The sequence below is a fragment of the Streptomyces sp. NPDC003635 genome (genome assembly GCF_053587635.1).
Window position 1 is genome coordinate 1 of sequence record NZ_JBSFOK010000015.1, and the last position, 13124, is coordinate 13124.

Consider the following 13124-nt stretch of genomic DNA (forward strand, 5'->3'; position numbering starts at 1 on the left):
GCCGCACCGGGCACAAGCCCAAGTACATCCAGTACGAGGGCTTGCACCCGGCACGCCGAGAGCACGCACCGGACGCCGCTCCTTGACGGGCAAACCTTGCCTGACGCGGCACTAGGCCAGCCACTGCTCGTAAGCCATGTTCGCCACCAGCGCGAACACCACCGTCAGCAGCACGACCCGGACGAAGCCGCTGCCCTTCTTCAGGGCCGTGTGGGCGCCGAGGGTGCCGCCGCCCAGGTTGAAGCACGCCATGAGGGCGGCCAGCTGCCACAGGACCGTGCCCTGCCAGGCGAAGGTGGCGAGGGCGCCGAAGTTGGTGCAACAGTTGACGATCTTGGCGGTGGCGGAAGCGGTGACCAGGTCGAAGGAGAGGGTCGCGGTGAGCGCCAGGATCAGGAACGTACCGGTGCCGGGGCCGATCAGGCCGTCGTAGAAACCGATGCCGAGGCCCGCCAGGGCGATCGCGGTGAGGATCTGGCGGCGGGTGGCCGGGCCGGTCGCCGGGGCGGTGCCGAAGGCGGGGCGCAGGATCACGAAGGCGGCGACCGCGAGCAACACCACCATGATCACCGGCTTGAGCACCTCGGTGCTCATCCCGGCGGCCAGGAAGGCCCCGCCCGATGAGCCGGCCAGCGCCGCCAGCCCGATGCGGACGGCGATCCGGACGTCCACGGGAGCCTTGCGGGCGTAGGTCACCGCGGCGCCCGAGGTGCCGACGATCGCGACCGCCTTGTTGGTGCCGAGCGCGTAGGCGGCGGGCGTGTTCGCGGGCAGGCCCAGCAGCAGGGCGGGGAGCAGCAGGAGTCCGCCGCCGCCGACCACGGCGTCGATCCAGCCCGCGGCGAAGGCCGCGAGACAGAGGACGACGATCATGGTCAGCGATATGTCGGGCATGATCGCGACCCTAGGGACGGGATACATGCCGCGTCCATCCAACTGAGGGCTTTCTGAGGTTCCGGCCCGGCTCTCACCAGCGGCCTCCGCCCGGACCGGGGAACCCTCACAGGCCGCGGCCCCCCGGACCGGGGAACCCTCACAGGCCGCCGCTCCCTGAGCCGGGGAACCCTCACAGGCCACCGGCGCCCCCGCTGAGGGCAGAGTTCCCCGCGTGAAACAGATGCGATGCGGTCGGGTAACACCCGCACCGCACGCTCAGTGGCATGACCTCGAATACGCGTGTGGTGGTGATCGGCGCCGGCCTCGCGGGCGTACGGCTCGCCCGGCGGCTCGGTGAGCTCGGCACGCCCGCGCTGCTGATCGGCGAGGAGGAGCACCGGCCGTACAACCGGGTCCTGCTCGCCGAGGTGCTGGCCGGGCGGTACGCCCCCGAGGTGATCGCGCTGCCCTCCCCGGACGGGCTGCTGCGGACCCGGGCCACCGGCATCGACCGGGAGGGCCGCGTCGTCGAGTGCGCCGACGGCTCGAAGATCGCATACGACACGCTGGTCCTGGCCACCGGCTCCAACCCGGTGCTGCCACCGCTGCGCGGTCTGTTCACACCCGACCACGTCCTGCCCGAGGGCGTGCACGCGTTCCGCACCATGGACGACTGCCTGGGCCTGTCCAAGGCGGTACGGCCGGGGGTGCGCGCGGTCGTCATCGGCGGCGGGCTGCTCGGCGTCTCCGCCGCCCGGGCGCTGGCCGTCCGGGGAGCGCAGGTCGTGCTCGCCCAGCAGTCCGAGCGGCTCATGGAGCGTCAGCTCGACCCGGGCGCCTCGAAGCTGGTGCTGCGGCACCTGAAGGACCTCGGCGTCGAGGTGCACACCGAGTGCCGGGTGCGCGACGTGCGCTGCGTCGGCGGCGCGGTCCGCTCGGTGGAGATGGCCGACGGCTACGCCCTCGACGCCGACCTCGTGGTGCTGGCCTGCGGGGTGCACCCGCGCGTGGGGCTCGCCAAGGAGGCCGGGCTCGCCGTGCACAAGGGCGTCCTGGTCGACGACGAGCTGCGCACCTCCGACCCGCACATCCGGGCCATCGGCGACTGCGCCCAGCACGACGGCACGCTCTACGGCCTCGCCACCCCGGCGCTCGAACAGGCCGACGCGCTCGCCGAGTCGCTCGCCGGGGACCCGGCCGCCCGCTACACCGGCACCCGGACGCTGACCCGGCTGACGCTGCACGGCAACACCGCCTTCGACCTCGCCGCGTTCGGCGAGACCGAGGCGCTCCCGGGCGACGACGTCGTCCAGCTCACCGACGCCACCCGCGGCACCTACCGCAAGGTCGTCGTCCGCGACGACCGCGTGGTCGGCGGGGTGCTCGTCGGTGAACTCGGCACCGTCGGCGCGCTCGCCCGCGCCTGGGAGGGAGCAGAGCCGCTCCCCACGAACGGCGCCCCCCTGCTCCATCTGCTCACCAACGACGGAGGCTCCTGATGACCGCCACCCCGGGGGCCACCCCCACGATCGTGCTCGTCGGCCACGGCATGGTCGGCCAGCGCTTCCTCGAGGCGCTCGCCGAACGCGGCCTGACCGCCACCCACCGCGTGGTCGTGCTGTGCGAGGAGCCGCGTCCCGCTTACGACCGCGTGGCGCTCACCTCGTACTTCTCGGGCAAGACGCCCGACGACCTGTCCATGACCGACATGGAGTTCATCGAGAAGCACGCCATCGAGCTCCACATCGGCGACCCGGCTCTCTCGGTCGACCGCGAGGCGAGGAGGGTCACGGCCCGGTCCGGGCAGGTCTTCGACTACGACATCCTGGTCCTCGCCACCGGCTCCTTCCCCTTCGTGCCGCCGGTCCCGAACAAGGACGCCACCGGCTGCTTCGTGTACCGCACGATCGAGGACCTGCTGGCGATCGAGGAGTACGCGAAGACGGCGACGACCGGTGCCGTGGTCGGCGGCGGTCTCCTCGGCCTCGAGGCGGCCGGTGCCCTGAAGGGCCTCGGACTGACCTCCCACATCGTGGAGTTCGCGCCCCGGCTGATGCCCGTGCAGGTCGACGAGGGCGGCGGCGCTGCGCTGCTGCGGACCATCGAGGAGATGGGCCTGTCCGTCCACACGGGCGTCGGCACGCAGGAGATCGTCGTCGACGACACGGGTGCCGTCACCGGCATGAAGCTCTCCGACGGCTCCGAACTCGCCACGGACCTGGTCGTGTTCAGCGCCGGCGTCCGGCCGAGGGACCAACTGGCCCGGGACTGCGGCCTCCAGGTCGGCGAGCGCGGCGGCATCGCCGTCGACGAGCAGTGCCGTACGGTCAACGACCCCCATGTCTTCGCGATCGGCGAGTGCGCGCTGGCCTCCGACGGCCGGGTGTACGGCCTGGTGGCGCCCGGTTACGAGCAGGCCGAGACGGCCGCCGCGACCATCGCCGCCGACGAGGCCGCCTTCACCGGCGCCGACCTGTCGACCAAGCTCAAGCTGCTCGGCGTGGACGTGGCCTCCTTCGGTGACGCCCACGGCACCACCGAGGACTGCCTGGACGTCGTCTACTCCGACTCCCGCGCGGGCCTGTACAAGAAGCTGGTCATCGGCCGCGACGGCACCCTGCTCGGCGGCATCCTGGTCGGCGACGCGGAGTCGTACGGCACGCTGCGCGCTTTCACCGGCTCGGTCCCGCCGATCTCCCCCGAGTCCCTGGTGCTGCCCGCGGGCGCCGGCGCCCCGGCCCAGCTCGGCCCGTCCGCGCTGCCCGACGAGGCGGTCATCTGCTCCTGCCACAACGTCACCAAGGGCACGATCCGCGGCGCGGTCACCGAGCACCAGTGCACCACGGTGCCCGAGGTCAAGAAGTGCACCAAGGCCGGTACCGGCTGCGGCAGTTGTGTCAAGGTCCTCGGCCAACTGGTCAACGCCGAGCTGGAGGCGAGCGGCGTCGAGGTCGACAAGGGCCTGTGCGGTTGCTTCGGGCAGACCCGCGAGGAGCTCTACGAGATCGTCCTCGCCCTGCGCATCAACAGCTACCAGGACCTGCTCGACCGGTACGGACGCGACGGCGCCCGGGGCGGCGACGGCTGCGAGATCTGCAAGCCCGCGGTGGGTTCGATCATCGCCTCCCTCGCCCCGACCATCGGCGCGAGCGGCTACGTCCTGGACGGCGAGCAGGCGGCGCTGCAGGACAGCAACGACCACTTCCTCGCCAACCTCCAGAAGAACGGCTCCTACTCGGTCGTACCGCGTATCCCCGGCGGTGAGGTCACTCCCGAGGGCCTGATCGTGATCGGCGAGATCGCCCGCGACTTCGGCCTCTACACCAAGATCACCGGCGGCCAGCGGATCGACATGTTCGGCGCCCGCGTCGAACAGCTCCCCCTCATCTGGGCTCGGTTGGTGGACGCCGGCTTCGAGTCCGGCCACGCGTACGGCAAATCGCTGCGCACGGTGAAGTCCTGCGTCGGCCAGACCTGGTGCCGCTACGGCGTCCAGGACTCCGTCCGGATGGCGATCGACCTGGAGCTGCGCTACCGGGGACTGCGCTCCCCGCACAAGCTGAAGTCGGCGGTCTCCGGCTGCCAGCGCGAGTGCGCCGAGGCCCAGTCCAAGGACTTCGGCGTGATCGCCACCGCCAACGGCTGGAACCTCTACGTCGGCGGCAACGGCGGTGCCACCCCGCGCCACGCGGACCTGCTCGCCCAGGACCTCACGGACGCCGAACTTATCAGGCTGATCGACCGGTTCCTGATGTTCTACATCCGCACCGCCGATCGCCTGGAGCGCACCTCGACCTGGCTGGAGCGGATCCCGGGCGGCCTGGACCATGTGCGGGACGTGGTGGTGGAGGACTCCCTCGGCATCTGCGAGGAGCTGGAGTCCCTGATGGCCGCCCATGTCGACCACTACCGCGACGAGTGGGCCGAGACCATCAACGACCCCGAGAAGCTGGCCCGGTTCGTGTCCTTCGTGAACGCCCCCGACACCCCCGACCCGGTCGTCGGCTTCGTCCCCGAGCGCAACCAGATCAAGCCCGACCTGCCGCTGCTGACCATCGGCCACCGTCCCCTGGAAGGGAGCACCCAGCGATGACCCTGGCGCCCGAGACGACCGACCTCAAGGTCCAACTCCAGCTCGCCGACGACTGGTTCACCGTCTGCGACCTGAAGCAGCTGCTCCCCGGGCGCGGAGTGGCGGCCCTGCTCCCGGACGGCGGCCAGGTGGCCCTGTTCCGCGACCGCGCCGGCACGCTGTACGCCATCGACAACCGGGATCCGTTCAGCGGCGCCGGGGTCCTCTCCCGCGGGCTGACCGGCTCCTACCAGGGCCGCCCGTTCGTGGCCTCGCCCCTGCTGAAGCAGCGGTTCGACCTCGCCTCCGGGCAGTGCCTGGACGACGAGTCGGTGCGGGTGGCGACGTACGCGGTCCGCACGGCCTGAGTACCGCATCGGGCCCGGCCGGAACACTCCGGCCGGGCCCTTCGCCGTTCCCCCCGAGCGCGATTCCGGATACGTCCCGGCGCGCGGCGACGGCCGTACCACCCCTCTCGACCTGGCCCTCGCGACGCCCGGCCCGCTACGCCCCGAGGCCCCCGCACCACCCCGCGCGCCCCGGCCCCCCGTGCGCCGGGAACTCGCAGGCCGGGGCCCGCTGTCCCTGGGGATGCCGGCCGCCCACCAGGGTCGCGGCCGACGGACATCGGGGGACGATCATGCGCATCGCACGCACATACCGCCGGGCCACGACACTCGGCCTCGCCGCCCTCCTCACCGCCGCGACGCTCGCCACCGCCACGGGCTGCGGCTCGGACGGGGACCCGGGCGGTGGAGAGACGCGGAAGAAGGCCGTGGCACCCACCTCCGCGGCCTCCGGCCAGGCTCTGGAGGGCAAGGCCTACGGCTACGCCCCCTCCACCTGGGCCACCCGCCGGGACAGCCGGATCGGGGTTTACGGCATCGACCTGCACGGCCAGAGCTTCACCCTCGGCGGCGAGGTCAGGATGGCCCTCTACCGGGACGGCGGCATCCCGGGCGTGCCGTCCTGGGCGAGGTCCACCACCGCCCAGTGGCAGACCGGCCGCCGCGGCGGCGCCTTCGACGTCACGACCGGTCTGCTGGACTGCACGGCCTACGGGTACGGCAAGGACTCCACACTGATGGCGCTGGACGTCGCCACCAACACCTGGTCCAACAAGGTCCGCGTGTCGACAGGTTGCTCCCGCTGACAGTCCTTCTCGACCGATCCGGGCGCGGTCCGGCTCGCGGGACGGTGGGCGCGCGAGGCGGGCGGCGACCGCTTCGGCCACTCCGCCCGAGAATTCGCTCGCGGCACGGGGGCGCGGCTGCTTCCATGGCGGCATGGTGTCCACCGACCGTCTTCTCGCCTTCGCGGCCATGTCGTTCCTGCTGATCGTGGTCCCCGGGCCCAGCGTGCTGTTCGTCGTCGGGCGGGCGCTCGCCCAGGGCCGCCGGGCCGCTCTGATGACGGTGGCGGGGAACACCGCCGGCGCCTATGTGCTGGTCCTGGCCGTGGCGTTCGGGGTCGGCTCGGTCGTGGAGCGCTCCGTGCTGGTGTTCACGGCGCTGAAGCTCGCCGGTGCCGCCTACCTCGTATACCTGGGGATCAGGGCGTGGCGGGAGCGCGGTGCGCTGCGGAACGCCTTCGCCGACGATGTGTCGCAGGCTGCGGCGCAGGGCGGACTGCGGACCTTCTGGGAAGGGTTCGCGGTCGGCGTGAGCAACCCCAAGACCATCGTGTTCTTCGCCGCGGTGCTGCCCCAGTTCGTGGACCCCGGCGTGGGGCACACCGCGGCCCAGATGCTGCTGCTCGGCATGGTCTTCAACGTCATCGCGCTCGCCTCGGACAGCGTCTGGGGCCTGGCCGCGGCGACCGCCCGGGGCTGGTTCGCCCGCTCCCCGCGCCGCCTCTCGGCGGTGGGCGGGGTCGGTGGGATCAGCATGATCGGGCTCGGGGTCACGGTCGCCGTGACGGGCCGCAAGGACTGACGGTCAGTCTTTCAGCCCGTCGTACGACACACCGGTCAGCCGCTCGGAGGCCTCCCAGAGGCGTCGCCCCATCGCGTCGTCGGCCGCCCAGGGCGCCCGCCAGGACGGTGCCGGCGCGCCGCGCCACCCCGCGAGGGACGGGCCGGTGAAGGAGTCGGGCCCGACGTCGGGCGCGGTGGCCGCGTACAGCGTGGGCAGGGCGCCGGCCTCGGCGCTCTGGGCGACGACCCGGTTGCCGATCCCCATGACCCGCTCCACGAGCCGCCGGCCCGCCATGCGCGGCCCTTCGGCCTGGAGGTTGGTGGCCGCGTACCCGGGGTGGGCCGCGGCGGCCACCACGTCCGCGTCGTGCGCCGCCAGCCTGCGCGCCAGTTCGTGGGTGAAGAGCAGGTTGGCGGTCTTGGACCGGCTGTAGGCGGTCCAACGCCGGTAGCGGCGCTCGCTGTTGAGATCAGCCGGATCGATGGTGGCCACGAGGTGCATCAGGCTGGACACGGTCACCACCCGCGCCCCGGGCGAGCGCAGCAGCACCGGCAGCAGCAGTCCCGTGAGGGCGAAGTGCCCCAGGTGGTTGACGCCGAACTGCCGCTCGAAGCCGTCCACGGTCGTGCCGTACGGCAGGGCCATCACCCCGGCGTTGTTGACGAGCAGGTCGAGCCGTTCGTGCGGAAAGGACTCGGCGAACTCCCGCACGGACCCGAGGTCGGCGAGGTCCAGCCGCGCGAACTCCACCTCCACGCCCGGCGCTTCGGTCACCATCCGGTCCCCGGCCTCGTGACCGCGCCGCTCACTGCGGCAGGCGAGCACCACCGTGGCGCCCTTGCGGGCCAGTTCGCGCGCGGTGACGTACCCGATGCCGCTGTTGGCGCCGGTGACCACGGCGACGCGTCCACTCTGGTCGGGGATGTCCTCGGCGCGCCAACCGGCCATGACGGGCTCCCTCCGCTGTGGGCTCCGGCTCAGCCTACGAGCGGGGTGCGCTCCGCGTACCCGTCCGGGAGGGGCCGGGTGTCCAGGTAGAACCATTCGGCGCCGGGACCCGGGAGCGGGCCGGGCCGCGGAGCCGTGCCCAAGCCCTCCGGCGAGCCGGGCCCCGGCGTCGCGCCCGGGCCCTTCGGCGGGCCCGGCATCAACAGCTCCACCCGCAGTCCCCGAGCCCGCTGCTGAGCGGTGAACTCCTCCACCTGGCTGCGGCAGGCGTGGTCCAGATGGGTCACCGCGGTCAGATCGAGCCGGATCCTCGGCTTGCCCGACCCGGCGGCGGCCTCCAGGGCCTCGATCAGCCGGGGCAGCCGGAGGAAGGTGGCGTTGCCCGCCATGACGACCCTGGCGGTGTCCTCCGCCAGCTGCTGCCGGATCACCGTCTGCGACATGCGCAGCGCGGCCAGCACGATGCCGGCGACCAGCCCGATGATGACGCCCTCCAGCAGCGCGGTCGCCACGATCACCAGCGTGGTCACGGACATCACGACGAACTCGCCGCGGTCCTGCCGCCACATCTTCGGGAACTCGTCGGGCGCGAACAGCTTCCAGCCGCTGTGCACCAGCACTCCGGCGAGCACCGAGATCGGGATCAGCGCGAGCACCTGGGGCAGCAGCAGCGCGAAGGCGAGCAGCCACAGGCCGTGCAGGGTGCGGGAGAGCCGGGTGCGCGCGCCGGCCTGCACGTTCGCCGAACTGCGGGCGACCACGGCGGTGACGGGCAGCGCGCCCAGCAGGCCCGCCACGGTGTTTCCGGTGCCCTGGGCGATGAGTTCGGTGTTGTAACGCGTGCGCGGACCGCTGTGCATGCGGTCCACGGCCGCCGCGGTGAACAGGCTCTCCGCCGAGGCGATGACCGTGAAGGTCAGAATCGAGGTGATGATCGCCGCGTCGGCGAGACCCGCGAACTGCTCGGGTCCGGGCAGCTGTACGGCGGCGGCCAGATCGCCGACCTGGAGCGTCTTCACCGCTACGCCGGGCAGCGCGGCGACCGCGCAGCCCAGACCTACGGCGACCAGCGCGGCCGGGATCTTCCCGGCCGGGCCGGGCACCTTCTTCCAGAGGAAGCTGAGCGCGATGGTGAGGACTCCGAGCCCGGCTGCGGTCAGCGCCTGCCGGTCCGTCAGGACACCGGACAGCAGACCGGGGAGTCCCGCCATGTTCTCGACGGGGGTGCCGGGTGCCTTGGCGTCGGCCATCGGATAGACCTGGCTGATCATCAGCGGTAGTCCGATGCCGGCCAGCATGCCCTGGACGACGGAGAGCGAGATCGCCTGGAACATCCGGCCGAGCCGGACCAGGCCGAGGACGATCTGGAGGATGCCGGTGAACAGCACGATGACGCCGAGCGCGGCCACTCCGTGCTCCGCGACGGTCTCCGCGACGAGCGCGGCGAGTCCTGCGGCGGGCCCGCTGACCTGGAGCGTGCTGCCCCGGATCGCGCCCACCACCAGTCCGCCGACGACCCCCGAGACGATCCCGAGCTCGGCCGGGACACCGGAGGCGACGGCCACCCCGATACACAGCGGCAGCGCGACGAGGAAGACGACGAGGGAGGCGGTGATCTCGGTGAGGAGAGGCGCCTTCGCCCCGGTGCCGCCGTCGGCCCGCGACGCCTTTCCGGCCCGCGACGCCGCTCCGGCCGGGGGGCCGGCTCCCTTCCGCGCCCGGCTTCCGGCCCGCCCGGAGCTCCCGGGGCTCCCGTCGTGAGCCGCCGCCCGCGGCCCGTACCCAGCCGCTGGCCCACCGCCCACACGCCCCGCGCCCCCAGCCCGCGCGGCGGCCCCGGAACTCCCGTCATGAGCCGCCGCCCCCGGCCCGTCCCCAGCCGGTAGCCCGTCCCCGGACCAGGGCCCCTCCCCAGCCGGTAGCCCGCCCCCGGACCAGGGCCCATCCCCAGCAAGTTGCCCATCCCCGGCCGGTAGGCCGTCCCCCGACCGGGGCCCGTCCCCGGACCAGGACCCGTCCCCGGCCGGTAGCCCGCCCCCGGACCAGGGCCCACCGCCCGACCGCCCCGCGCCCCCGCCCCGCCCGGACGGTACGGCCCGCCCCGCCCCGCGTTTTCGCGCATGCGCCCCGCTCATCCGGCGTGCACCCGGAAGCGGTCGTCGGCGCCCAGTTCGTGCACCCGGCCGGTGTCGACCTCGTAGTACCAGCCGTGCAGGCGCAGATCGCCCTCCGTCAGGCGCCGCCGGACCATCGGGTGACTGCGCAGCGCGGCGAGCTGGTTGACGACGTTGCGCTGGGCCACGTCGGACAGCGACGGCTCGGCGCCATCGGTCGTGAGCACGTCGGCCAGGCCCGGGCGGGCCGACTCCAGCCAGGCGTCCACCCCGGGCAGCGCGGACAGGTCGTCGCCGGAGAGGAGCGCGCTCATCGCCCCGCAGTGTGAGTGACCGCACACGACCACGTCCTGAACCCCGAGCACCTCGAGCGCGTACTCGACGGTAGCCACCTCGCCGGAGGCGCCGGGCCGCCCGTACGCGGGCACGATATTGCCCGCGTTCCGCAGCTCGAATATCTCCCCGGGCCGGGCGCCGGTGATCAGGGCGGGTATGACCCGGGAGTCCGAGCAACTGATGACGAGCGCCTCGGGATATTGCCCGTCGGCCAGTTTCCGGTATTCGTCGCTCTCGAAATCGACCCGCCGCCCGAACGCGCGAGCACGGTCCAACAATGCCTTCAACGGTGCCTCCTGTGAAGGGAGTTCGGCCAGATGACCACACCGTAGAGGGGTGTACACCAGACGAAGGTTAAAGGAACACCAGCGCCCGGCCAGGAAGCGGACATTCTTTGCCCGAAACCCGTGTCCATAATTCCGAGAAATCGCTTTCTGAGCGGCTCGTCACACCCGGTCGCTTTTCCGCGACGCGGCATTGAGACTGCTTGTAGGTTGGCAACTCCACGACACGTCATTCGTGTTGTCCGGAAATTCACGGAGAGACAGGACGCATGGGCATACGAGTGCTGCTCATCGAGGACGACGAGACGATCGCCGAGCCGCTCAGAGAAGGGCTCGGGCACTTCGGGCTGACGGTCGATCACGTCGCCACCGGCACCGAGGGTCTGAGAGGTCCGTACGGCGATGTCGTCCTGCTCGACCTGGGGCTGCCGGACATGGACGGCATCGACGTCTGCCGGGGCATCCGGCAGGTCTCCGACGTCCCCATCGTCATCCTCAGCGCGCGCGGCGAGGAGGCCGACCGGGTGCTCGGCCTGGAGCTGGGCGCCGACGACTATCTGGCGAAGCCTTTCAGCGTGCGGGAGTTGGTGGCGCGGGTACGGGCGGTGACCCGGCGCACCCTGCGCACCCCCGCGCCCGAGGCGGCGGCACCCGTGCTGACCGCCTCCGTCCCGGACGAACCCGCGCCCGGGCCACCGTACGAACCAGGGCCGCTGGTCGTCGACCGCCGTACCCGCCAGGTCTGGGTCGGCGACGTGCCGGTGCCCCTGACCCCCAAGGAGTTCGAGCTGCTCGCGCTGCTCACCGAGGATCCGGGTGCGGTGTACTCCCGCCAGCAGATCCTCGACCGGGTGTGGGACCCGCACTACGAGGGGCCGACGAAGACGCTGGACGTCCATGTGGCCGCGCTGCGCCGGAAACTGGGCCACCCCGCGTGGATCCAGACCCTGCGCGGAGTCGGCTTCCGGCTCGCGGTGCAGGCCGAGCCGGGGCCGCAGCGGGTGGACTCCTCATGACCCGTCGTCTGCTGGCCGGCTACCTCTGCCTGGCCGCCCTGGTGCTGCTCTGCCTGGAGATCCCGCTCGGCTTCCTCTACACGGCCGGCGAACGGGCCCGGGTGGCCGACGCGGCACGCGACGAGGCCGAGTCGGCCGCGGCGTACGCCGCGCTGTCCCTGGCCACCGACCGGGCCGGGCGGGATCTGCCGGAACGCGCGGTCGTCGGCGCCGAACGCGTCGGCGGGAAGGTGGTGATCGTCGACGGTTCGGGCGCGGTGCTGGCCACCTCGCACCCGCTGTCCCGCCGGGCCGCCCGCGCCCTTCCCGAGCGCCCCGGCATCGCGGCGGCCCTCAGGGGCGAGGCCGTGACGGGCGTGGGTACGGCCGTCGTGGGCGGGGCGGAGCAGCTGTCCGTCACGGTGCCCGTCGCCCGGCGGGGTGCCGTGTGGCTGACCGTGCCCGCGCGGACGGTACGGGAGCGGGCCGCGCGGGCGTGGCTGCTCCTCGGCGGCTGCGGGCTCGGCGTGTTCACCGCGGTCGCCGTGGCCGGCCTGGGCCTCGCCCGCTGGGCGGGCCGCCCCATCCGCGAACTGGAGCGCGCCACCCAGGAGTTGGCGGACGGCGGCCTGGCCGCGCCCGTACCGGACACCAAGGGCCCGCCGGAAGTGCGCAGGCTGGCGGCGGCGTTCAACCGTACCGCCGCCCGACTGGCCCATCTGCTGGCCTCCCAGCACGCGTTCGCGGGCGAGGCCTCGCACCAGCTCAAGACCCCGCTCGCGGCGCTGCGGCTGCGCCTGGAGAACCTGGAGCCCGACGTGTGCGGGCCCGGCCGGGGCAGCCTCGCCGCCGCGGTGACCGAGACCGACCGGCTCGCGCGGATGGTCGAGGGGCTGCTGGCGATGGCCCGCCTCGAGGAGGACGCGGCCACCCCGGGACCGGTCGACGTGGGCGCGTTCTGCGCGGAACGGCACCGGACCTGGCTGCCGTTGTTCGAGCGCGAGGGCGTGGCCCTGGTGCTGTTCGCGGGGAGCGTGGGCCCGGTGCTCGCGGTGCCGGGGGCGGTCGAGCAGATCCTCGACAACCTGCTCTCCAACGCCCTGCGGGTCTCCCCCGCCGACAGCACGGTGACCATCGAACTGCGGCTGCACGTGCCCGCCAAGCGCGCGCTGCGCGACAGCCGCCCGTGCTGGGTCGACCTGCACGTCACCGACGAAGGACCCGGCATGACGGCGGAACAGCGCCGGCGCGCCTTCGACCGGTTCTGGCGGGCGCCCGGCGCGCCCAAGGGCGGTACGGGGCTCGGGCTCGCCCTGGTCCAGCGGCTGGCGGTGGCGAGCGGTGGGGCGGCGAGTCTGCACACGGCGGCGACGGGCGGACTCGACGCGGTGGTCCGGCTGCCCTCGGCGGACCCTTCCGCCGGCGGCCCCTCCCTCGGCAGGACGGGAACGCTCCGCGAGGCCCCGGCACTTCCCGCGTGACCCTCTCGGGCCCGTCACAGCCTGTCCATGACCCGTCAACCCACTGTCCCTGGAAGCGGTAACTCCGCCGCCCTAGCCTCCCTCTCCGCACGACCCCGTTCG

The 13124-nt window shown here is 73.0% G+C and carries 11 protein-coding genes; 7 read left to right on the plus strand and 4 right to left on the minus strand.

Annotation, left to right across the window (positions count from 1 at the left end; translation table 11 throughout):
• Positions 1–111: 111 nt before the first annotated feature.
• Positions 112–894 carry a sulfite exporter TauE/SafE family protein gene (locus tag ACWDRW_RS16405; RefSeq protein ID WP_451723721.1) on the minus strand — a complete coding sequence of 261 codons (783 nt, stop codon included), beginning with the start codon at positions 892–894 and terminating at the stop codon, positions 112–114.
• Positions 895–1160: 266 nt separating this feature from the next.
• On the opposite strand from ACWDRW_RS16405, the gene ACWDRW_RS16410 reads away from it, so the two are divergent.
• The 5 genes from ACWDRW_RS16410 (at position 1161) to ACWDRW_RS16430 (ending at position 6882) form a co-directional block, all read left to right on the plus strand.
• Entirely contained in the window at positions 1161–2375 is a 1215-nt protein-coding gene (locus tag ACWDRW_RS16410; RefSeq protein WP_451723723.1) for an NAD(P)/FAD-dependent oxidoreductase, read from the plus strand.
• Complete coding sequence (gene nirB / locus ACWDRW_RS16415; protein WP_451723725.1) at positions 2375–4969, plus strand: nitrite reductase large subunit NirB; 2595 nt, start codon at positions 2375–2377, stop codon at positions 4967–4969. The genes ACWDRW_RS16410 and nirB overlap by 1 nt, the downstream gene beginning before the upstream one ends.
• Positions 4966–5316 carry a nitrite reductase small subunit NirD gene (nirD, locus tag ACWDRW_RS16420; protein ID WP_451723726.1) on the plus strand — a complete coding sequence of 117 codons (351 nt, stop codon included), beginning with the start codon at positions 4966–4968 and terminating at the stop codon, positions 5314–5316. The genes nirB and nirD overlap by 4 nt, the downstream gene beginning before the upstream one ends.
• A 272-nt stretch (positions 5317–5588) precedes the next feature.
• Positions 5589–6101, plus strand: a complete 513-nt coding sequence (locus ACWDRW_RS16425; protein ID WP_451723729.1) for a hypothetical protein — start codon at positions 5589–5591, stop codon at positions 6099–6101.
• 133 nt (positions 6102–6234) lie between these two features.
• A complete protein-coding gene (locus tag ACWDRW_RS16430) occupies positions 6235–6882 on the plus strand; it encodes a LysE family translocator (RefSeq protein ID WP_451723732.1) in 648 nt (215 codons plus the stop codon).
• A 3-nt stretch (positions 6883–6885) separates the two neighbouring features.
• On the opposite strand, the gene ACWDRW_RS16435 is transcribed toward ACWDRW_RS16430, so the two are convergent.
• The 3 genes from ACWDRW_RS16435 to ACWDRW_RS16445 all read right to left on the minus strand — a co-directional run bounded on the left by ACWDRW_RS16435 (position 6886) and on the right by ACWDRW_RS16445 (position 10549).
• Positions 6886–7812 carry an oxidoreductase gene (locus tag ACWDRW_RS16435; protein WP_451723733.1) on the minus strand — a complete coding sequence of 309 codons (927 nt, stop codon included), beginning with the start codon at positions 7810–7812 and terminating at the stop codon, positions 6886–6888.
• A 29-nt stretch (positions 7813–7841) separates the two neighbouring features.
• Entirely contained in the window at positions 7842–9428 is a 1587-nt protein-coding gene (locus tag ACWDRW_RS16440) for a SulP family inorganic anion transporter (RefSeq protein ID WP_451723948.1), read from the minus strand.
• 515 nt (positions 9429–9943) lie between these two features.
• A complete protein-coding gene (locus tag ACWDRW_RS16445; protein ID WP_451723735.1) occupies positions 9944–10549 on the minus strand; it encodes a carbonic anhydrase in 606 nt (201 codons plus the stop codon).
• Between the two features lie 266 nt (positions 10550–10815).
• Here ACWDRW_RS16445 and ACWDRW_RS16450 point away from each other — a divergent pair, with 266 nt between their 5' ends.
• Both ACWDRW_RS16450 and ACWDRW_RS16455 read left to right on the plus strand, forming a co-directional pair.
• The gene (locus ACWDRW_RS16450) at positions 10816–11562 is read left to right on the plus strand and encodes a response regulator transcription factor (protein ID WP_451723737.1); all 747 of its coding nucleotides are present in this window, start codon (positions 10816–10818) and stop codon (positions 11560–11562) included.
• A complete protein-coding gene (locus ACWDRW_RS16455; protein WP_451723738.1) occupies positions 11559–13022 on the plus strand; it encodes a sensor histidine kinase in 1464 nt (487 codons plus the stop codon). The genes ACWDRW_RS16450 and ACWDRW_RS16455 overlap by 4 nt, the downstream gene beginning before the upstream one ends.
• The last annotated feature ends 102 nt before the right edge of the window (positions 13023–13124 follow it).

Coding starts and splice junctions, on each gene's coding strand:
- ACWDRW_RS16405 (WP_451723721.1), bottom strand. CDS start 894: ATGCCCGACATATCGCTGACCATGATCGTCGTCCTCTGTCTCGCGGCC.
- ACWDRW_RS16410 (WP_451723723.1), top strand. CDS start 1,161: ATGACCTCGAATACGCGTGTGGTGGTGATCGGCGCCGGCCTCGCGGGC.
- nirB (WP_451723725.1), top strand. CDS start 2,375: ATGACCGCCACCCCGGGGGCCACCCCCACGATCGTGCTCGTCGGCCAC.
- nirD (WP_451723726.1), top strand. CDS start 4,966: ATGACCCTGGCGCCCGAGACGACCGACCTCAAGGTCCAACTCCAGCTC.
- ACWDRW_RS16425 (WP_451723729.1), top strand. CDS start 5,589: ATGCGCATCGCACGCACATACCGCCGGGCCACGACACTCGGCCTCGCC.
- ACWDRW_RS16430 (WP_451723732.1), top strand. CDS start 6,235: ATGGTGTCCACCGACCGTCTTCTCGCCTTCGCGGCCATGTCGTTCCTG.
- ACWDRW_RS16435 (WP_451723733.1), bottom strand. CDS start 7,812: ATGGCCGGTTGGCGCGCCGAGGACATCCCCGACCAGAGTGGACGCGTC.
- ACWDRW_RS16450 (WP_451723737.1), top strand. CDS start 10,816: ATGGGCATACGAGTGCTGCTCATCGAGGACGACGAGACGATCGCCGAG.
- ACWDRW_RS16455 (WP_451723738.1), top strand. CDS start 11,559: ATGACCCGTCGTCTGCTGGCCGGCTACCTCTGCCTGGCCGCCCTGGTG.